The following is an 18,822-nucleotide window of genomic DNA, read 5'->3' as shown; positions in this document are numbered from 1 at the left end:
TACCTGCCGCCTGCATTCTTTTGAGCAGGCGGGCCACGGGCCTCAGCCGAGGTCCGGCCTTCCTCGCGCCCTCTCGTATTTCAGGAGGGACATGATTGCCGCATGACCTGGGCGCTGCGCGCCGCGGGAATGTGGGGCCGTGTCTCTGTAGCCGGCAGGGCCAACTCCGTCCTTCGGTGTCTCAAGGCCGGGACGACACCGAATTTGTCGCACGCACCGGGCAGCCATGATCAGCCGTGCCTTTGCAGCGCACTCCAGATCCCGTATCCAGCAGCAACAACGCAAAGAGGAAACCACCATGACCAAGACCGCCGCCGAGATCGAGGACGACCGCCAGATTCGCGAGCTGTTGCAGAATTGGGCGATCTGGCGCGATGCGGGCGATTGGGAGCGCTTCCGCACGGTGTGGCATCCGGATGGGCGGATGATGGCGACGTGGACGCAGGGCACCGGCGACGAGTTCATCGAGATCAGCAAGGCGGCCTGGGCCAAGGGTGTCAACATCCTGCACTTCCTCGGCGGCATCTCGGTCGATCTCGCCGGTCATCGTGCGATCTCCCAGACCAAGATGACGATCTCGCAGCGGGCCGAGGTCGAGGGCGTCGTCTGCGACGTGCTGTGCACCGGCCGCTTCTACGACTTCCTCGAGAAGCGCGCGGGCAAATGGGGCATCGTGCTGCGCCAGCCGATCTACGAGAAGGACCGCATGGACCCGGTGACGCCCGGCGCGGTGCCGGCGCTGGACCGTGCGCTGCTGGAGCAGTTTCCCGTGGGGTATCGGCATCTCGCTTATCTGCAGACGCGCATCGGCTACACAGTGAAGCGCGACATGCCTGGGCTGAAGGGGCCGGAGGTCGAAGCGCTCTATGCGCGCGGTGCCGCGTGGCTTCGGGGCGAGGGGCTGTGATCGTCGACCCCTGCCTCGCGGGAGCCGCGCTCCGAACGGGACCAGCTCTCGCCGTGAGGGGCTGATCCGGCGGATCTCTGGTGCCGTTACAGAGCGGGTGCCTCTTGCTGGGAGTGCATAGCGAGGAATCAGGGCAAGTGCCTGAATCAGAAAGGATTGTCTGTCAGCCTTGTTCCTTGGAGCGGAACCGTCGCGCGGGTATTGTATACAGGATCGGCAGTTTCTGCCGAAAGAAGGCGGAACTTGCGCCTCGTCCCCTGCTTGATGTATACAATACTCAGTTGGAAGTATACCGACACGAGGACACGCCATGGCCGCTTCTTTTCCGATGAATGCATGGTACGCCGCGGCCTGGGACGCCGAGGTCAAGCAGGCTCTGCTGCCGCGGACGATCTGCGGCAAGCACGTCGTGATGTACCGCAAGGCCGATGGCACCATCGCCGCGCTGGAAGATGCCTGCTGGCACCGGCTGGTGCCGCTGTCCAAGGGCCGGCTGGAAGGCGACACGGTCGTTTGCGGCTATCACGGCCTGAAATTCAGCCCGCAGGGCCGCTGCACCTTCATGCCGTCGCAGGAGACCATCAATCCCTCGGCCTGCGTACGTGCCTATCCGGCGGTCGAACGGCATCGGTTCATCTGGCTGTGGATGGGCGATCCGGCGCTGGCCGATCCCGCTATTATTCCCGACATGCACTGGAATCACGATCCGGCCTGGGCCGGCGACGGCAAGACCATCCACGTCAAATGCGACTACCGGCTGGTGGTCGACAATCTGATGGATCTCACGCACGAGACCTTCGTGCACGGCTCGTCGATCGGCAACGACGCGGTGGCCGAAGCGCCGTTCGACGTCACCCATGGCGAGCGCACCGCCACCGTGACGCGCTGGATGCGCGGTATCGAGCCGCCCCCATTCTGGGCGAAGCAGCTCGGCAAGCCGGGCCTAGTGGACCGCTGGCAGATCATCCGCTTCGAGGCGCCGTGCACGGTGACGATCGACGTCGGCGTCGCGCCGACCGGGACGGGCGCGCCGGAGGGTGACCGCTCGCAGGGCGTCAACGGCATGGTGCTCAACACCATCACGCCGGAGACCGACACGACCTGCCATTATTTCTGGGCGTTCGCCCGCAACTACCAGCTCACCGAGCAGCGGTTGACGACCGAGATCCGCGAGGGTGTGTCGGGCATCTTCCGCGAGGACGAACTGATCCTGGAAGCGCAGCAGCGCGCGATGGACGAGAATCCGGGGCGCGTGTTCTACAATCTCAACATCGATGCAGGCGCAATGTGGGCACGGCGGATCATCGATCGGATGATCGCGCGCGAAACGCCGCTGCGTGAAGCCGCGGAGTAGAATGGAATGGCCGAGCGTGACAGCGAGCGTTCGATCTCGCAGACCGTCCGAGCGCAGCTCACCTTGCGCGACCTGATCCTCACCGGCGGCTTGCGCCCCGGTGAGCGCATATCCGAGCTGCAGGCGGTCGAGGCCGCCGGCGTTTCCCGCACGCCGGTGCGCATGGCGCTGGTCCGGCTCGAGGAGGAGGGGCTGCTGGAGGCGATTCCGTCCGGCGGCTTCATGGTGAAATCGTTCTCCGAGCGCGACGTGCTCGACTCCATCGAGGTGCGCGGCACGATGGAAGGACTGGCGGCGCGGCTCGCCGCCGAGCGCGGCGTGTCCGTGCGCGACACCGAGCCGATGCGCGAATGCCTCGCCCAGATCGACGAACTGATCGCGCCCGCCGAGCTCTCCTTCGACGGGTTCTCGGCCTATGTGGCGCTGAATGCGCGCTTTCATGCCTTGCTGGCCGAGTTGTCGCGCAGTCCGCCGGTGATCCGCCAGGTCGACCGCGCCAGCGCGCTGCCGTTCGCCTCGCCGAGCGGATTCGTGATGGCGCAATCGGCGCTGCCGGAGGCGCGCCACATCCTGGTGGTCGCGCAGGAGCATCACCGCATCGTCATCGATGCGATCGAGAACCGCGAGGGCGCCCGCGCCGAGAGCATCATGCGTGAGCATGCCCGGCTGGCCGCCCGCAACCTGCGGCTGGCCGTGAAGGCGCGTGGTCCTATGGACCTGGTGCCGGCGGCGGTGCTGATCAAGACGCAGATCAACGGCTGAGGAGGCGATCATGCGTTTCCAGGACAATTGGTCGCCTGCGACCCTGGTCTCGACACGCGACCTTGCGCCGGGCATCCGCGAATTCATCCTGCGGCCCGACGGCTATGTCTGCGCGCCCTATGCGGTCGGCAGCCACATCAAGGTCGGCGTCCTCGCCGGCGGCCAGCCCGATGTCCGCTCCTATTCGCTGGTCGGCGAGGCGGACCCGCGGGGCTACCGGATCGCCGTGCGCTTCGCCGAGGATTCCCGCGGCGGATCGCGCTATCTGTGGTCGCTGCAGCCCGGCGCGCGGCTGGACGTGGCGAGCCCGACCTCGCTGCTGCAGGTCGATTGGCAGTATCAGCATTATTGTCTGGTCGCCGGCGGCATCGGCATCACGCCGCTGGTCGGGGCGGCGCATGCGCTGCTGCGCAAGACGCCGAGCGTCTCGCTGCATTACGCGGTGCGATCCCGCGGTGATGCGGCCTACCTCGATGAGCTCTCGGCGCTGCTCGGCGACCGTCTCGCGGTGTATGCCGCGGACCAGTCGCAGCGGCTCGACCTGACCGATCTTTTTTCGAGTCTGCCGTCCGGAGCAGCCGTGCTGTTCTGCGGACCGATGCGGATGCTGGACGCCGCGCGCAGCGCGTGGGCGGCGTGCGGCCGCGCGCCGGCCGATCTCAGCTATGAGACGTTCGGATCGAGCGGCCGGCTGTCGACCGAGCCATTCAAGGTCCGGCTGCGCGACAGCGGCGAGGAGATCGTGGTGCCGCGCGACCGCTCGATGCTCGACGTGCTCAATGCCGCCGGCCACGAGGTCATGGCGGATTGCCGGCGCGGCGAGTGCGGCGTCTGCGCGGTTGACGTCGTCGAAGTCGAGGGCGAGATCGATCATCGCGACGTGTTCTTCAGCGCCGAGCAGAAGCACGAGAGCCGCAAGCTCTGCGCCTGCGTTTCCCGCGCCCACGGCGTGGTCACGATCGATACGCTGGAGCGGGCCGACGCGCTGTGAGCGCACTGCCGGCTATTTGTCGGCGAGCAGGTTGACCGGCGTCGCCGACGGCGGCTTGCCTGAGGACTTCCGGCCGCTCTGCTCGGCTGCGACGGCGGCGCGTGCGGCCTTCAGGCGTGCATCGGTCTCCTTGTCGGCCAATAGCGCGTCGGTGAGGTTCGCTTCGGCGGTGTACGCCGCCTCGGCCGCGGCCTTGGCCGCCGCGATGTTGGCTGCGGTGGGATTGGCCTTTGCCACCGCCTCCGCCGCGTCGCGGTCGGAAATGGCCTTCTCGTTGGCCGCCAGCGCGGCATCGAGATTGGCGTCGGCGACCGTCTCGGCCGCATCGGCAGCCGCCAGCGTCGCCGCGGCCGGACTGAGCGGCGGCCGGGGGCGCAATGGTTTCGCTGCCGCCTGCGGCTTGACGGCCTGGGCCTGCGGCGGGAACGCGGGCCGAGAGGGTGGTGGCAGTGCCGTTGGCTGCTGGATGGGAGGCGGCTGGAGCGATGGCATGGTCGGCACGAGCCCGATCGGCACCATCCGCGCAAACGAGCTGCGCGCGTCGCGCATCAGGCCGCCCATGATATCGTCGAGCGGGTCGGCCATCGCGGTCCCGCTCACCGCTGCGCCGGCAAGCATGCCGATCGCGGCGGCGACGTTCCTCGTCGTGATGCAGACGGCCATCGGAGCCTCCCTCGCGACGAAATCGGGCCAGCCGACCCCCGGCGCTCACCGCCTGCCTTATTCCGGAAATGGGTTTGCAGGGTGGCGCCATCGTGGAGCGCCGCGCCCGACATGCGCCGCATCTGCCACATTGGGCTGTCAGGCGAGTTCCTCGCGCACCCGCGCCGCCGCCGCGCACATCGCCTTCAATTTCCCGAAGGCGGTCGCGCGCGGCAGATATTTCATGCCACAGTCGGGCGCCACGACCAGCCGCTCCGGCGCCACCACTTTCAGGCCGTTGCGGATGCGCTCGGCCACGACAGCGATCGGCTCGATCTCGGGATCGCCGAGATCGAGGACGCCGAGCACGATGGTCTTGGTCGAGAGATCTCTGAGAACGCCGAGGTCGAGCCGCGGCTGCGCCGCCTCGATCGCGATCTGCGCAGCGTGGCAATCGGCAAGCTCGGCCAGGAACGCATATCCGCTCGGCTTGCTGGAGCCCGGCACGATGGCGGCATAACCGAAGCAGACGTGAACGATGGTGGGCACCGTAATATGATCCAGAGCCCGGTTGATCGCCTTGACGGCATAGCGCCGCGCCGCCTGCGGATTGTTGCGGACCCAGGGCTCGTCGAGCTGGATGACGTCGGCGCCGGCGCGTTGCAGGTCGCGGGCCTCGGCATTGACGACCTCGGCGAAAGCCATCGCGAGCGCCTCGTCGTCGCCGTAGAAGTCGTCCTGGGCCTGCTGGCTCAATGTGAACGGCCCGGGCAGGGTGATCTTGGCGGCACGCCGGGTATTACGGCGGAGGAACTCCATGTCGCGCAGCTCGACCGGCTGCGTCCGCCGGATCGGACCGACGACGCGCGGCACTGGCGTCTTGATCCCGGACGGCGAGATGATGATGGCGGGATTGTCGGCATCGACGCCGTTGAGCGCGGTCGCGAACCGGTTGGAGTAGCTTTCGCGCCGGATCTCGCCATCCGACACGATGTCGATCCCCGCCTGTTCCATGTCGTGGATCGCGACGATGGTCGCGTCGTCCTGGGCGTCGTCGAGCAGCGGCCGGGGAATGCGCCACATGCCCTGCATGCGAATGCGAGGAACGGATTTCGAGAGCATTGCGCGATCGACCAGCCAATCCGGCTGCGGGTAGCTTCCGACCACGGTGGTCGGGAGGAGATGTCGAGGCATATTCACGCAATGGCCCTCCCGCGGGTCCGACTCAACCTTGGGTACGATGGCAGACGATAATTCGGTGTCAGAATGCAACCTAGCGTTTTGTTCGTCTTCGGATCGTCATGGAAATAATTCGTATTTTCTGCAGTTTATCAGTTCAACATTCGTCACGAGGCGGCATCACCGATGCAACACATCCTGACCCTCAACTCCGGCTCATCCTCGATCAAATTCGCCTTGTTCGAGGAAGATGCCGTCCTTGTCGAGACCGTGCATGGCCAGATCGAGGGGCTTGGCCGTAACGCGCCGCATCTCGAAGCAAAGCTGAGGGGCGCTCCGCTGGCCGATGAACGCCTGGATGCAGCGAGCGCCGCCGATCACGAAGCGGCTCTCGGCGTCGTGCTCGAGGTCCTGCAGCGCGCCATCGGCCGCACCGAAGTCGACGCCGTCGGTCACCGCGTCGTTCATGGCGGGCTCGCATTCACGCGGCCGATCGTCGTCAATGACGATGTTCTGAATGATCTGCAAAAGCTCATTCCGCTGGCGCCGCTGCACCAGCCTCACAATCTCTCTGGTGTCCGCGCCGCCCATCGCGCCTTTCCTGGCGCCATGCAGGTCGCATGTTTCGATACCGCGTTCCATCGCTCGCACCCCTGGGTTAACGACACCTACGCCTTGCCGCGCGAGTTCTACGATCAGGGCGTCCGCCGCTACGGCTTTCACGGCCTGTCCTATGAATACGTCGTGTCGCGATTGAAGGAGATCGCTCCGCTCGACGAGAAGGGCCGGGTGGTCGTGATGCATCTCGGCAACGGCGCCTCGATGTGTGCGATCCGGGATGGGCAGAGCATCGGTTCGTCGATGGGCTTCACGGCACTCGACGGTCTGCCGATGGGCACGCGCTGCGGTCAGCTCGACCCTGGCGTCGTTCTCTATCTGCTTGAGGAGAAGCGCATGACGGCCGAGGCGGTCACCGATCTCCTCTACAATCACTCGGGCCTCAAGGGATTGTCGGGGTTGTCGCAGGACATGCGCGAACTGGAGGCCGCCGGCACGCCGGAGGCGCGGCAGGCGATCGACTACTTCGTCGACCGCATCAGGCGCGAGCTCGGCGCCATGGCCGCGATCCTCTCTGGCATCGACGCGGTGGTGTTCTGCGGCGGGATCGGCGAGCATGCATGGCGCATTCGCGAGCGCGTCTGCCAACGATTCGAGTGGCTCGGGATCGCGTTGGACGAAAGCCGCAACCGCGCGAGCCATTCCTTGATCTCTTCGGACCAGTCGCGGGTGCGTGTGCGGGTGGTCAATACCGATGAAGAGATGATGATCGCACGGCACGCCGCGCGGCTGCTGAAGCAGTCATGACTGAGATGGCCGACCAGATCTGCTGATTTGCCGCTTGCATGCGCCGGCTTTTGGTATCATCGAGGATGAAACAACAACAAGGCCGGTGGGGAAGCGATGGAAGGCAGCGCAGCGTTGCGTGAGACGGACCTGGAGTTCGACTATATCGTGGTCGGTGCCGGCTCGGCCGGGTGCGTTCTCGCCAACAGGCTCAGCAGTGACGGCAAGCACACGGTGCTGCTGCTCGAGGCCGGTCCGAAGGACACCAACATCTGGATCCACGTTCCGCTCGGCTACGGCAAGCTTTTCAAGGAAAAGACCGTCAACTGGATGTACCAGACCGAGCCGGAGCCGGGGCTCGACGGCCGCTCGGTGTTTCAGCCGCGCGGCAAGGTGCTCGGCGGCTCCAGCTCGATCAACGGCCTGCTCTATGTGCGCGGTCAGCACGAGGACTACGACCGCTGGCGGCAGCGCGGCAATGTCGGCTGGGGCTATGACGACGTGCTGCCCTATTTCAAGCGGGCGGAAAATCAGTCCCGCGGCGCCGACGACTATCATGGCATCGACGGCCCGCTGCCGGTGTCCGACTGGCGGCACGAGGACCCCTTGTCTGAAGCCTTCGTGAAGGCGGCGGTCGAGGCCGGGTTGCCCTTCAATGGCGACTTCAATGGTGCGAGCCAGGAGGGCGCGGGGTTCTTCCAGACGACGACCCGGCGCGGCCGTCGCGCCAGCACCGCGGCCTCCTACCTGCGGCCGGCGCTCGGTCGCAGCAACCTGCACGTCGAGACCGACGCGCTGGCCCAGCGGATCGTGTTCGAGGGACGCCGGGCCGGCGGCGTCACGTTCAGCCAGCGCGGCCGGATGCGGACGGCCCGCGCCCGCAGGGAGATCCTGGTGTCGAGCGGCGCCTACAACTCGCCGCAACTGCTGCAGCTGTCCGGGGTCGGTCCGGCCGAGCTGTTGAAGCAGCATGGTCTCGACGTGGTCCTTGATGCGCCCGGTGTCGGGAGTGACCTGCAGGACCATCTGCAGGTGCGTATCGTGATGCGCTGCAGCCAGCGCATCACGCTCAACGACATCGTCAACAATCCGGTGCGCAAGGTGCTGGCTGGCGCACGCTATGCGGCCTTCCGCAACGGTCCGCTGACGATCGCGGCGGGGACGGCCGGCGCATTCTTCAAGACCGATCCGCGGCTTGCGAGCCCGGACATCCAGATCCACTTCATCCCGTTCTCGACCGACAAGATGGGCGAGAAGTTGCACACCTTCTCCGGCTTCACCGCCTCGGTCTGCCAGCTCAGGCCCGAAAGCCGTGGTTCGCTGCGGATCAGGAGCGCGGATCCGGCGGTGCCGCCGGAAATCCGCATCAATTATCTCGCCAGTGAAACCGACCGGCGGGCCAACGTCGATGGCCTCCGGATCCTGCGGAAAATCCTGGCGGCCCCGGCCTTGAGGCCGTATGTCTCGGATGAAGCCTATCCGGGGTCCAAGATCGTGAGCGATGACGATATCCTGGCCTATTGCCGGCAGACCGGCAGCACGATCTACCATCCGACCTCGACCTGCCGGATGGGGACCGATGCTGCCGCCGTGGTCGATCAGCGCCTGCGGGTACGCGGCGTCGACGGCCTGCGCGTCGTCGATGCCTCGATCATGCCGGACCTGGTTTCGGGCAACACCAACGCGCCGGTCATCATGATCGCGGAGAAGGCCTCCGACATGATCTTGCAGGACGCGCGCTGACGCAGGAATGAGTTCGTGACACGTTTCCGGATCGGCACCCGCAAGAGCACGATGGCCTTGGCGCAGACGGAGGAGATCGCCCGCCGGCTGCAGGCCGCGATTCCGTCGCTCGACATCGAGATCGTTAAGTTCGAGACGACGGGCGATTCCGACCAGACCAGCAAGCTGCTCACCCATGGCGGCAAGGGCGGGGCGTTCGTGGCCGAGATCCGCCGCGCCATGCTGGATGGCAGGCTGCATGCAGCAATGCACTCGCTGAAGGACATGCCGGGCAACGAGGAAACGCCGGGGCTGGTGGTTGCGGCGCTGCTGTCGCGCGATCCGCCGGGCGACGTGCTGGTGCTGCGGCGGGGGCTGTCGCTGGACGAATTCCGCAACGATGGCGGCCGGGGCTTCAAGATCGGCACCAATGCCGTGCGCCGGGCCGCCTATGCGCGACGACTGTTTCCGCAGGCCGAGCTGATCCATTTTCGCGGCGCGGCCGATACCCGCATCCGCAAGCTCGACAATGGCGAGCTGCAGAAGCTGCCGGACGGCGGCGCCGTGGGGCCGGCTGATGCGCTGATCATGGCGCGCTCCGGGCTGGAACGGGTCGGCCTGTCCGACCGCGCCTCCTACGACTTCCCGGTCGCCGACATGCTGCCGGCGGTCGGGCAGGGCATCGTCGCCGTCGAGTGCCCGGCCTCCGACTGGGACACGCGGCGCATCCTGGCGACCATCGACGACGCCGCGGCGCGGACCTGCGCCGATGCCGAGCGCGAGGTGCTGTGGGTGCTCAACGGTCACTGCAACTCGCCGATCGCTGGCTTTTCGACCATCGACGGCGGTCAGCTGACGCTGACCGCCTCTGTTCTCGACGAGGATGGCGGCCGCTTCATCGAGGCGCAGCGCTCGGCGCCTGCGGATCGTCCGCGCGAGCTCGGCCGGGCGGTCGGGCTCGAGCTGCTTGCCAACGGCGCGGCGGAGCTGATCGAGCGCAGCCGGCCGCGCTAGCAAGTCATCCCTTGTAGGCGCGGACCCGCGCCAGCATCTGCTCCACATGGGCGATCGGGGTTTCCGGCAGGATGCCGTGGCCGAGGTTGAAGATGTGGCGGCCGCCGGAATAGCTCGCCAGCACGTCGTCGACCGCCTGGTCGAGCGCCGCGCCGCCGGTGATCAGTGCCAGCGGATCGAGATTGCCCTGCACCGCGACCTTGCTCTGCACCTTCTCGCGCACGAGGCCCGGCTCCGCGGTCCAGTCGATGCTGACGGCATCGATGCCGGTTTCGGCGACGTAGCCCGGCAACAGCGCACCGGCCCCGCGCGGAAAACCGATGATCTTCGCATCCGGACGTACCTTGCGGACGCCCTCGACGATGCGCCGTGTCGGCGCGACGGACCAGCGCGCGAACTCGCGCGGCGACAGCACGCCGGCCCAGGTGTCGAAGATCTGCAGTGCGTCGGCGCCGGCCTCCAGCTGCTTCAGGAGATAGGCGATCGAGCTTTCGACCAGCGCATCGATGATTCTGCCGAACGCATCGGGATGCCGATAGGCGAGCAGCCGCGCTGGCGCCTGATCAGGCGTGCCTTGGCCTGCGACCATGTAGGTCGCGACCGTCCATGGGGCGCCGCAGAAGCCGATCAGCGCGGTGCTCCGCGGCAGCTCGGCCCGCACCCTGCGCAGCGCCTCGAACACCGCTTCCAGCTTCGACAAATCGGCCTTCGCCGACAGCGTCGCGATCTTGTCCGGCGTATCGAGCGGGTCCAGCCGCGGGCCTTCGCCGATTTCGAAGCGGACGCTGCGGCCGAGCGCGTGCGGGATCACCAGAATGTCGGAAAAGATGATCGCCGCATCGAAGCCGAAGCGCCGGATCGGCTGCAGCGTGACTTCGGCCGCGAGCTCGGGATTGAAGCAGAGGTCGAGAAAGCCGCCGGCCTTGGCGCGGACCTCGCGGTACTCCGGCAAATAGCGGCCGGCCTGCCGCATCATCCAGATCGGGGGCACGCTCTGCCGCCGTCCGGCCAGCACGTCGATGAAGGGCTTGTTCACGGCAGTCTCACTCACGCTGGGGCTCCGCAACTTTCGGGAACAGTTTACCGTCCGTGATACATGCCCACGCGGTTCCGGCCAAGGTGATATCGACGCGGAAGCGGCGGGAGATACGAGCGCCATTGCGGTCGCCGGCCGCCACATCTCGCGGAACACGTCTTTCGCCACTGCGTTGTCGTTCCACAGGGAGATTGACCATGGCTGAGAAATTCAATCCTGCGCCCCACGACAAGCACGCGGTCGATCCGCGCGAGGCCGCGCGTCTCGATCGTGAGACGGCCACGCAACTCGACAAGGGACTGATGGATACGTTCCCGGCATCGGATCCGGTGAGCCTGCAACAGCCCTCGACGACCCGAGCGAAGGACGACGACGTCGACCACGATCCGGCGCATGCGTCATCGTTGTGGGACAAGGTGCGATCGGTGTTCGCCCGTTGAACTAACAAGCGGGACGCCGCTTGCGACCGCGGATTTCTCGGTGTGGCTCCGTATTTGTACGGGAGCAGCCGTAGTCTTACGGGCCGCTGAGGACACCTTCGGAGCAGCCGCATTTCAGAGTTAAATAAGATGTCCATGGGAACCTCGGCGCGTCCGGAGAGTCCCGCGGAATGGACGTTGGTGCGACCAGAGTTGATCGAGGCCGCCTGCCCATGTGGGCGGCTGGCGTGCTTGCGCTCGTGTCGGTCGCCATTCTCGCTTTCAGCATCTGGGGCGAATGGACCTCCCGCCAGGCGGAGGTGCGAAATGCCGAAACCGATCTCAGCAATCTCGCTCATTCGCTCACCCAGCACGTCGAGGACACATTCGAGCTTGCGGATTCGCTGTTGCGGGGCGTCGTCGCCGCCCTCGAAACCGATGACGGCAAGCCCGGCGCGATCACCCGGCTGCAGACGATCCTGAAGGCGAGGAAGCCCAATCTCGGGCGCATCCGCGGCATCTTCGCGTATGGCGAAAACGGCGACTGGCTCGCGACCACCGAGGACGTCACGCTCACCAACTACAACAATGCCGATCGCGACTACTTCGCGCACCACAGGGTTTCCGCCGATCGTTCGCTGCTGATCGGTCGCCCGGTGCAGAGCAGGGCTGGCGGCCAGTGGGTCATCACCCTGTCGCGGCGCTGGAATCACGCGGATGGCCGGTTCGGCGGCGTCGTGCTGGCAACCATCGACGTTGCCTATTTTGCTCAGTTCTACCGTCAGTTTGCCGTCGGTCGTCAGGGCACGATCAGCCTGATGAGCCGCGATGGGGCCGTCCTCGCCGACAATGCGGAGCCCGACGCTCAGACGGTTGGGCGCGCCATCCTCGAAGCGATTCCCTATCATCCTGCGTCGGGGACGCTGCATTTCCGGCGGCTCGGCGAAACGTCCGACCGCATCGGGTTCTATCAGCACGCGCAGCGCTATCCGTTCCTCATTCTGGTGACGCGCACGGAGGCGGAGGTGCTGGCCGAATGGAAGCGTGATGCGCTGATTCGGCTCACGGTGCTGGTCTGTCTGGTCGCGCTCGTCATTGCGATCGGCATCTTCCTGGCGAAGCAGTTGCTGCAGCGCCAGCAGCTCGCCGCGGCGCTGGCCGCCAAGGAAGAAAACTTCCGGCTGCTCGCCGAAGGCTCCAGCGACATCGTGACGCGGATCGAGCTGGACGAATGCATCGGCTACGTTTCGCCCTCGACGATGCGCGTGCTGGGCTGGCATCCGTCGCAGCTCCTGGGCAAGCGCGCGCTCTCCGGCGTGCATCCGCTCGATCGCCCGCAGTTGCAGGAGATCCTCGATCAGCTCAGGCGAGGGGCCGTCGACGAAGCCCGCGCCACCTATCGCATGCGCCGCCGCGACAAGTCTGAGATCTGGGTCGAGGCCACGATCCGCGCCACCCGTCAGCCGGATGGCGCGCTCGATGGCTTCGTCGCGGTCACCCGCGACGTAACCCAGCAGAAGACGCTGCAGGGCCGGCTCGAGACACTGGCCATCGAGGACGGCCTCACCGGGCTCGCCAACCGCCGCCGGTTCGACGAGCGGCTGCTGGAGGAGTGGGGCAGGGCCTACCGCGACAAGACCTCGCTGGCGCTGCTGATGATCGACATCGACCACTTCAAGGCCTTCAACGACGCCTATGGCCATCCGGCCGGCGACGAGTGCCTGCACACCGTGGCCGGCATTCTCGCCGACGAGGCGCAGCGCAGCTCGGATCTGGCCGCCCGCTACGGCGGCGAGGAGTTCGCCATCCTGCTGCCGAACACCGATGCCGGGGGCTGCGCCAGGCTCGGCGAGCGGATCAGGCGGGCATTGCACGAGGCCCGCATCGTTCACGATCACAACCCGGCGGGCATCGTCACCGCGAGCATCGGCGGCGCGGTGTGCCGGCCGGGCTTCGAGCGCTCCGCCGGCCCGGCCTCGCTGATCGAGGCGGCCGACCGCGCGCTCTATGCCGCGAAGGACGCCGGCCGCGACCGCCTGATCATGGCCGGCGAGGTGATCGACCTGCCCGGCGGCAGGGCGCCGGCGACCGTCCCGGCCTGAGATCGCCGCCCGCTCAGTAGTGTGGCGGAGGCTCATGGCGCGGCCCCTCGGCGTTGCCTTGCGCGTCCTCGAGCCGCTCGACCAGCAGGGCGACCTGTCGCTTCAGCGCATCGATCTCGCGCCACTGCGCGGTGATGGTCTGGTTCAGCGTCTCGATCGTGTCGTCCTGGAAGGTCAGGCGCATCTCCACCGTGTCGATCCGCTCGCCAAGCTCCGCGTTGGACGGCTCAGAACTGCTCATCGCGTGCTCCCTCCGGAACGGCCTTGATGACGGCCTCGCTGTGCTCCCGCAGCCCGTGACCGAGCGCCACCCGTTCGTCGAACACGAAACAGCCGCCGCGCCAGCGGCTCTCGGCTTCCGGGATCTCCTCGAGATATTTCAGGATGCCCCCCTTGAGGTGGTAGACCTCGGAAAAGCCGCGCGCCAGCAGCAGCGCACTCGCCTTCTCGCAGCGGATGCCGCCGGTGCAGAACATCGCGATCCGCTTGTGCCTGGCAGGATCGAGTGCGCGTGCTGCAAAATCCTTGAACTGTCCGAAGCTCCGCAGGCCTGGATCGACCGCGCCTTCGAACGTTCCGATCGCCACCTCGAATGCATTCCTTGTGTCGAGCACGACGGTATCGGGCGCTGCGATCAGTGCGTTCCAGTCGGCGGGACTGACATAGGTCCCGACCTGCCGGGTCGGATCGGCGGCGGGATCGCCGAGCGTCACGATTTCCCGCTTCAGCCGCACCTTGAGGCGCCGGAACGGCATGGCGGTGGCGCGCGAGTATTTCAGCTCCAGATTGTGCAGCCGGCCGGCGAACAGCGTTCCGTGGCGAAACTCGCCCACCAGGGCGGCAATCGCCGGCTCGGTGCCGGCCACGGTGCCGTTGATGCCCTCCTCGGCCAGCAGGACGCTGCCCTTGATGCCGCGTTCGGCGCAAAAGGCGTGGAGCGGCGCACGCAGGTCGCGAAAATCCGGCAGGGCGACGAACTGATAGAAGGCGGCGATGGCGAGGGACATGCGGCCGTTTACCAGCAGAGCTGACCATAGAAAAGCTGGTATCCCCGGGCATTGCCGAGCCTGGAAGGAATGTGCGATGTAGCCGGCCAGCACTGGTATTCCAACCACCACACGATCACGCAGCGAGCAACGATGAGAAGCTTCCATTTCCCCGGCAGGTCGACGGTCCACGCCCAGAACGGAATGATCGCGACATCGCACCCGCAGGCGGCGCTGGCCGGGATCGAGGTGCTGCGGGCCGGCGGCACCGCGGCCGATGCGGCGGTGGCAGCCTGCGCCCTGCTCGGAGTGATCGAGCCGCAATCGACCGGTATCGGCGGCGACTGCTTCGCCCTGGTCCAGCCCAGGGGCGAGGGCCGGATCATGGCCTATAACGGCTCGGGCCGAGCGCCTGCCGCCGCGACCGTGGACTGGTACCTCGAGCGCAAGATCCATTCGGTGCCGCTGACCTCCGCCCACGCCGTCTCCGTGCCCGGTGCCATCGATGCCTGGGCGCGCATCCTGCACGACCATGGCCGGCTCGGCCTCGACCGGCTGCTGCAGCCGGCGATCCGCGCCGCCGAGGACGGCTATGTGGTGGCGCCGCGGGTGGCCTTCGACTGGAACAACCAGTTCGAGAAGCTCAAGAACGGCACCAACACCGCGCGCTACTTCCTGCCGCGCGGCAAGGCGGCGGCGGTCGGCGACGTGATCCGCCAGCCGGAGCTGGCGCAGACGCTGCGCGTGATCGCCAAGGAGGGGGCGAAGGGCTTCTACACCGGCGCGGTCGCCGAGGACATGGTGCAGACGCTGCGCGGCATCGGCGGCCTGCACACCCTGGAGGACTTCGCCAATCACCAGACCGAGGTGACCTCGCCGATCGGCACCACCTACAAGGATCACGACGTCTGGCAGTGCCCGCCGAACGGCCCGGGCATCACCATGCTGGTGATGCTCAACATTCTTTCCCGCTTCGACCTCACGCGGATCGATCCGCTCAGCGTCGAGCGCTTCCACCTCGAGGCCGAGGCCGCGCGCATCGCCTACATGATGCGCGAGCAGCATATCGGCGACCCCGCGCACATGACCACCGAGGTCGCGAGCATCCTCGCCAAGGAGTTCGCCGACGAGTACATCTCGCAGATCAGCCTCGACAAGCTGCTCGATCTGCCGAACGTCGCGCCGCCGATGAATCCGGAGACGGTCTACATCACCGTCGTCGACCGCGACCGCAACGTCTGCTCCTTCATCAACTCGATCGCGCATTCGTTCGGCTCGGCCATCGTCTCCAACGAGACCGGCGTGCTGCTGCAGAACCGCGCCGGCGGCTTCCGCATCCAGCCCGGTCATCCGAACTGCATCGGTCCGGGCAAGCGTCCGCTGCACACCATCATCCCGGCGCTCGCCACCAAGGCCGGCCGCGCCCAGATGTCGTTCGGCGTGATGGGCGGCCAGTATCAGCCGGTCGGCCAGACCCACGTGCTGACCAACATCCTCGATTATGGCTGCGACGTGCAGGAAGCGATCGATATGGCGCGCGGCCTGCATTACGAGGGCGTCTATCAGCTCGAGGACGGCGTGCCGGCCGATGTCGTCGAAGGCTTGCAGAAGATCGGCCACAAGACCACCAAGGTGGTGTCGCCGCTCGGCGGCGGCCAGGCGATCTGGATCGACTGGGACAAGGGCACGCTCACCGGCGGCTCCGACCCGCGCAAGGACGGCTGCGCGCTGGGATATTGAGGCGGGCGCGTTCTCGCGGACTATCTCACCATCACTGCGCTTGGGCCCAGTCGTGTCCACACATTCCGCTGTCGTCCCGGCCTTGAGCCGGGACCCATACCCCCAGGGAGCGGTTTGAGGCAGGATGGCAATTGGCTTTTTGCCCATCACGTCTGCTGCGGCGTATGGGTCCCGGATCGGCGCCGCGACGCGCTGGCGCGCGTCACGGCTTGTCCGGGACGACAGCGGTGGGTTTGGCGGATTTACAATTCAAACAGTCATCGAGTTGAAGACATGAGGACGTGATCTCGCGGCGAGACTCGCCCGAGGTCTGCACTTGGTCGTCCCTCGCAATCATGCAGAGGGCGCAGGGAATGCCGGGTGAAGGCCTCACCCATGGCCCGCCTGCGAAAAAAATGCAGGCGGCAGGTACCACAGGCAAAGCCGAACACTCCGGCATTCCCTGCGCGACGGTCTTCACGCTTATACGCAGTCTCCCTGGTGCGCCGGGCTTGTTGGCCACCATGCCGCGACGATGCTTGCGCATCGCGCGGGTGACACCAGCGTCGGGGTGTCAGGACGCTGCGACTTCACGTCCGCAAGATATCGTTCGTCCGCATCCTCGTCGAAGAGAATGCTGCGATCTCTCGCGGCCATCGCACCCCGCCTCGCGTGTCGTGACGATCGCGCGCTACGCCCCTCTGCGGTGAGGCGGGATGCGCGGAGATAATCATGATTTCCGATTATTGGCAATAGGATTATTTTTTTCGGAAGCAGATGCCGGGCTGGTCAGCCGCTCCCGCTTGGGCTAAACCGCGGCTCCCGTGAACGAGCAGAGGCGGTCTGGAGCATGCGGCGTCCGATGAACAGAAGAGTTGCGCTGATGATGGCGGCATCGGCCGCGGCCGGTGGCGTGCTGGGCTCCCGCGCGGTCGCGGCCCAGACCAGTTCCGCCCAACCGACAGGAAAGACCATGACCACTCCCTCCGGACTGCAGATCATCGACACCAAGGAAGGCACCGGCGCGACGCCGACGCGCGGTCAGACCTGCGTGATGCATTATACGGGCTGGCTCTACGAGAACGGCCAGAAGGGCAAGAAATTCGACTCGTCGGTGGATCGCAACGAGCCGTTCGAATTCCCGATCGGCATGAAGCGCGTGATCGCCGGCTGGGACGAGGGCGTCGCGACCATGAAGGTCGGCGGCAAGCGCACGCTGATCATTCCGCCCGAGCTCGGCTATGGCGCACGCGGTGCCGGCGGCGTGATTCCGCCGAACGCGACCTTGATGTTCGACGTCGAACTGCTGGGCGTGAAGTAGGTCTGGGCGAGTGACGGCGGTTCGGTCAGCAAGCGTGCTGTGCGATACAGCGTCCTCTCCCCCAAGGCGAAGCGGAGCTTCGCCAGGGTGGGAGAGGACATCACCGGCCCATCCGCGAACGCTATAGGGTGAGGGGCATCCTTCGGCGAGCGATGCTCGGGGAGAGATACCCCTCACCCGACGAAGCTTGTGGGGACTGTCCTGCATGCCCTCTCCCACAAGGGGAGAGGGCGCATTCATAGGCGCCGGTTGGGACGCCGATAGTTGCTATTCGTCGTCAACTAACAACGGCGCGAAGACCGGCCCGCGAGGGGCCGGTCTTGTTAGTTTCTGGAGATCGTCATCGCGCGACCTCAGCGACCGCGCCGATCCTGCTCAGAGGTTCTTGTTCGCAGCGCCGGCGGCGGTGTTCACCGCGTCCTTGGTCGCCTGCTTGGCATCGCCCAGCGCCTGCTGGCCCTTGCCCTTCACTTCCTGGATCGCGCCTTCGCCCTGCAGACGGTCGTTGCCGGTGGCTTCGCCGATGCCCTGCTTGGCCTTGCCGATCGCCTCGTTGGTCGCACCTTTGATCTTGTCCATGGTCGCACCCATGATGTCTCTCCATTGTGTGTGTGAACTGTGCGGACTCAACGCGGGCGTTGCGAAAAGGTTCGCGTGGAACCGCAATGGCGCCGATGCGGCATTTCGACTACAATCGCGCCGGTTCCTCCGAACACAAGAATCCGAGAAGAAGAAAATCATGTCAGGCTCTCACGATCACACGCACGGCCATTCCCACGATCACGGCGACGAGCGCTGGAAGCACGACGGCGTCCGCGTCATTCCGGGTCATCAGCTCGATGGCAACGTGCCGTCGACACCGGGCATGGACCGCAAGGCCGCGATCAACTTCGCGCGCGTCGGCGCGCAGAAATTGTGGGCCGGCACCGTCACGATCCGGCCGGACGCCAAGACCGGCGCGCATCATCACGGCCATCTCGAAAGCGTGATCTACGTCGTCAAGGGCAAGGCGCGGATGCGCTGGGGCGATCGGCTGCAATTCACCGCGGAGGCCGGCCCCGGCGACTTCATCTTCGTGCCGCCCTATGTGCCGCACCAGGAGATCAACGCCAGCCCGGACGAAGTGCTGGAATGCGTGCTGGTGCGCAGCGACGGCGAGGCGGTCGCGATCAACATCGACATCGAGCCGGTCGAGAAGCCGGAGACGGTGCTGTGGATCGATCCGGTGCACCGCGATCCCGCCGAGTCGAAGCCGTAGCCATCAAGGAAATGGCGGAGCCGTCTCGCGACGGCTCCGCCGGGCAGGGAGTGGCTATACCGCCCT

General features: G+C 66.4%; 18 protein-coding genes. 12 read left to right on the top strand and 6 right to left on the bottom strand.

Annotated elements, in window-relative coordinates:
- Window positions 1-298 precede the first annotated feature (298 nt).
- The 4 genes from ACQR2C_RS28240 to ACQR2C_RS28225 all read left to right on the top strand — a co-directional run bounded on the left by ACQR2C_RS28240 (window position 299) and on the right by ACQR2C_RS28225 (window position 4,014).
- On the top strand, window positions 299-907 hold the full coding sequence (locus ACQR2C_RS28240) for a nuclear transport factor 2 family protein (protein ID WP_315805845.1): 609 nt from the start codon (window positions 299-301) through the stop codon (window positions 905-907).
- Window positions 908-1,217: 310 nt separating this feature from the next.
- Window positions 1,218-2,261, top strand: coding sequence for an aromatic ring-hydroxylating dioxygenase subunit alpha (locus ACQR2C_RS28235; RefSeq protein ID WP_315805846.1), 1,044 nt, complete (start codon window positions 1,218-1,220; stop codon window positions 2,259-2,261).
- Window positions 2,262-2,267: 6 nt separating this feature from the next.
- A complete protein-coding gene (locus ACQR2C_RS28230; protein WP_315805847.1) occupies window positions 2,268-3,023 on the top strand; it encodes a GntR family transcriptional regulator in 756 nt (251 codons plus the stop codon).
- Window positions 3,024-3,033: 10 nt separating this feature from the next.
- Window positions 3,034-4,014 carry a PDR/VanB family oxidoreductase gene (locus tag ACQR2C_RS28225; RefSeq protein WP_434839127.1) on the top strand — a complete coding sequence of 327 codons (981 nt, stop codon included), beginning with the start codon at window positions 3,034-3,036 and terminating at the stop codon, window positions 4,012-4,014.
- Window positions 4,015-4,026: 12 nt separating this feature from the next.
- Here the strand turns inward: ACQR2C_RS28225 and ACQR2C_RS28220 are convergent, their stop codons facing one another.
- Window positions 4,027-4,677: a hypothetical protein gene (locus ACQR2C_RS28220; protein WP_316218631.1), complete on the bottom strand. Its 651-nt coding sequence runs from the start codon at window positions 4,675-4,677 to the stop codon at window positions 4,027-4,029.
- Window positions 4,678-4,815: 138 nt separating this feature from the next.
- On the bottom strand, window positions 4,816-5,850 hold the full coding sequence (locus ACQR2C_RS28215; RefSeq protein ID WP_434882575.1) for a uroporphyrinogen decarboxylase family protein: 1,035 nt from the start codon (window positions 5,848-5,850) through the stop codon (window positions 4,816-4,818).
- 171 nt (window positions 5,851-6,021) lie between these two features.
- On the opposite strand from ACQR2C_RS28215, the gene ACQR2C_RS28210 reads away from it, so the two are divergent.
- The 3 genes from ACQR2C_RS28210 (at window position 6,022) to hemC (ending at window position 9,915) form a co-directional block, all read left to right on the top strand.
- Window positions 6,022-7,200, top strand: coding sequence for an acetate/propionate family kinase (locus ACQR2C_RS28210; RefSeq protein WP_434882571.1), 1,179 nt, complete (start codon window positions 6,022-6,024; stop codon window positions 7,198-7,200).
- A gap of 96 nt (window positions 7,201-7,296) precedes the next feature.
- The gene (locus ACQR2C_RS28205; RefSeq protein ID WP_434882570.1) at window positions 7,297-8,922 is read left to right on the top strand and encodes a GMC family oxidoreductase; all 1,626 of its coding nucleotides are present in this window, start codon (window positions 7,297-7,299) and stop codon (window positions 8,920-8,922) included.
- A gap of 15 nt (window positions 8,923-8,937) precedes the next feature.
- Complete coding sequence (hemC, locus tag ACQR2C_RS28200; protein ID WP_316218627.1) at window positions 8,938-9,915, top strand: hydroxymethylbilane synthase; 978 nt, start codon at window positions 8,938-8,940, stop codon at window positions 9,913-9,915.
- Between the two features lie 4 nt (window positions 9,916-9,919).
- Here the strand turns inward: hemC and hemE are convergent, their stop codons facing one another.
- A complete protein-coding gene (gene hemE, locus ACQR2C_RS28195; protein WP_410051925.1) occupies window positions 9,920-10,951 on the bottom strand; it encodes a uroporphyrinogen decarboxylase in 1,032 nt (343 codons plus the stop codon).
- 197 nt (window positions 10,952-11,148) lie between these two features.
- On the opposite strand from hemE, the gene ACQR2C_RS28190 reads away from it, so the two are divergent.
- Both ACQR2C_RS28190 and ACQR2C_RS28185 read left to right on the top strand, forming a co-directional pair.
- Window positions 11,149-11,391 (top strand): hypothetical protein, encoded by a 243-nt coding sequence (locus ACQR2C_RS28190; protein ID WP_315805854.1) that lies wholly within the window; start codon window positions 11,149-11,151, stop codon window positions 11,389-11,391.
- 170 nt (window positions 11,392-11,561) lie between these two features.
- On the top strand, window positions 11,562-13,472 hold the full coding sequence (locus ACQR2C_RS28185; RefSeq protein ID WP_434882569.1) for a diguanylate cyclase: 1,911 nt from the start codon (window positions 11,562-11,564) through the stop codon (window positions 13,470-13,472).
- A 13-nt stretch (window positions 13,473-13,485) separates the two neighbouring features.
- Here the strand turns inward: ACQR2C_RS28185 and ACQR2C_RS28180 are convergent, their stop codons facing one another.
- Window positions 13,486-13,713, bottom strand: a complete 228-nt coding sequence (locus tag ACQR2C_RS28180) for a SlyX family protein (RefSeq protein WP_434882568.1) — start codon at window positions 13,711-13,713, stop codon at window positions 13,486-13,488.
- Complete coding sequence (locus ACQR2C_RS28175) at window positions 13,700-14,479, bottom strand: rhodanese-related sulfurtransferase (RefSeq protein WP_434882567.1); 780 nt, start codon at window positions 14,477-14,479, stop codon at window positions 13,700-13,702. Before ACQR2C_RS28175 ends, ACQR2C_RS28180 begins: the two co-directional genes overlap by 14 nt.
- Window positions 14,480-14,611: 132 nt before the next feature.
- On the opposite strand from ACQR2C_RS28175, the gene ggt reads away from it, so the two are divergent.
- Window positions 14,612-16,198 carry a gamma-glutamyltransferase gene (gene ggt / locus ACQR2C_RS28170; RefSeq protein WP_315805858.1) on the top strand — a complete coding sequence of 529 codons (1,587 nt, stop codon included), beginning with the start codon at window positions 14,612-14,614 and terminating at the stop codon, window positions 16,196-16,198.
- 841 nt (window positions 16,199-17,039) lie between these two features.
- The gene (locus ACQR2C_RS28165) at window positions 17,040-17,498 is read left to right on the top strand and encodes an FKBP-type peptidyl-prolyl cis-trans isomerase (protein ID WP_434882566.1); all 459 of its coding nucleotides are present in this window, start codon (window positions 17,040-17,042) and stop codon (window positions 17,496-17,498) included.
- A gap of 375 nt (window positions 17,499-17,873) precedes the next feature.
- Here the strand turns inward: ACQR2C_RS28165 and ACQR2C_RS28160 are convergent, their stop codons facing one another.
- On the bottom strand, window positions 17,874-18,089 hold the full coding sequence (locus tag ACQR2C_RS28160; protein WP_315802709.1) for a CsbD family protein: 216 nt from the start codon (window positions 18,087-18,089) through the stop codon (window positions 17,874-17,876).
- A gap of 148 nt (window positions 18,090-18,237) precedes the next feature.
- Between ACQR2C_RS28160 and ACQR2C_RS28155 the strand changes: the two genes are divergently transcribed.
- The gene (locus ACQR2C_RS28155) at window positions 18,238-18,756 is read left to right on the top strand and encodes a cupin domain-containing protein (RefSeq protein WP_316217385.1); all 519 of its coding nucleotides are present in this window, start codon (window positions 18,238-18,240) and stop codon (window positions 18,754-18,756) included.
- Window positions 18,757-18,822: the final 66 nt, after the last annotated feature.

Origin of the sequence: Bradyrhizobium sp. HKCCYLRH3061 (genome assembly GCF_051168015.1) — a bacterium.
Lineage (GTDB): Bacteria > Pseudomonadota > Alphaproteobacteria > Rhizobiales > Xanthobacteraceae > Bradyrhizobium.
The sequence above is the reverse complement of the archived record's forward strand: the minus strand, read 5'-3'. Positions and strand labels throughout refer to the sequence as shown.

Bases quoted from the DNA above. Each gene is read 5' to 3' on its own strand.
- ACQR2C_RS28240 (WP_315805845.1), top strand. From the start codon at position 299: ATGACCAAGACCGCCGCCGAGATCGAGGACGACCGCCAGATTCGCGAG.
- ACQR2C_RS28235 (WP_315805846.1), top strand. From the start codon at position 1,218: ATGGCCGCTTCTTTTCCGATGAATGCATGGTACGCCGCGGCCTGGGAC.
- ACQR2C_RS28230 (WP_315805847.1), top strand. From the start codon at position 2,268: ATGGCCGAGCGTGACAGCGAGCGTTCGATCTCGCAGACCGTCCGAGCG.
- ACQR2C_RS28225 (WP_434839127.1), top strand. From the start codon at position 3,034: ATGCGTTTCCAGGACAATTGGTCGCCTGCGACCCTGGTCTCGACACGC.
- ACQR2C_RS28220 (WP_316218631.1), bottom strand. From the start codon at position 4,677: ATGGCCGTCTGCATCACGACGAGGAACGTCGCCGCCGCGATCGGCATG.
- ACQR2C_RS28215 (WP_434882575.1), bottom strand. From the start codon at position 5,850: ATGCCTCGACATCTCCTCCCGACCACCGTGGTCGGAAGCTACCCGCAG.
- ACQR2C_RS28210 (WP_434882571.1), top strand. From the start codon at position 6,022: ATGCAACACATCCTGACCCTCAACTCCGGCTCATCCTCGATCAAATTC.
- ACQR2C_RS28205 (WP_434882570.1), top strand. From the start codon at position 7,297: ATGGAAGGCAGCGCAGCGTTGCGTGAGACGGACCTGGAGTTCGACTAT.
- ACQR2C_RS28190 (WP_315805854.1), top strand. From the start codon at position 11,149: ATGGCTGAGAAATTCAATCCTGCGCCCCACGACAAGCACGCGGTCGAT.
- ACQR2C_RS28185 (WP_434882569.1), top strand. From the start codon at position 11,562: ATGGACGTTGGTGCGACCAGAGTTGATCGAGGCCGCCTGCCCATGTGG.
- ACQR2C_RS28180 (WP_434882568.1), bottom strand. From the start codon at position 13,713: ATGAGCAGTTCTGAGCCGTCCAACGCGGAGCTTGGCGAGCGGATCGAC.
- ACQR2C_RS28175 (WP_434882567.1), bottom strand. From the start codon at position 14,479: ATGTCCCTCGCCATCGCCGCCTTCTATCAGTTCGTCGCCCTGCCGGAT.
- ggt (WP_315805858.1), top strand. From the start codon at position 14,612: ATGAGAAGCTTCCATTTCCCCGGCAGGTCGACGGTCCACGCCCAGAAC.
- ACQR2C_RS28165 (WP_434882566.1), top strand. From the start codon at position 17,040: ATGAACAGAAGAGTTGCGCTGATGATGGCGGCATCGGCCGCGGCCGGT.
- ACQR2C_RS28160 (WP_315802709.1), bottom strand. From the start codon at position 18,089: ATGGGTGCGACCATGGACAAGATCAAAGGTGCGACCAACGAGGCGATC.
- ACQR2C_RS28155 (WP_316217385.1), top strand. From the start codon at position 18,238: ATGTCAGGCTCTCACGATCACACGCACGGCCATTCCCACGATCACGGC.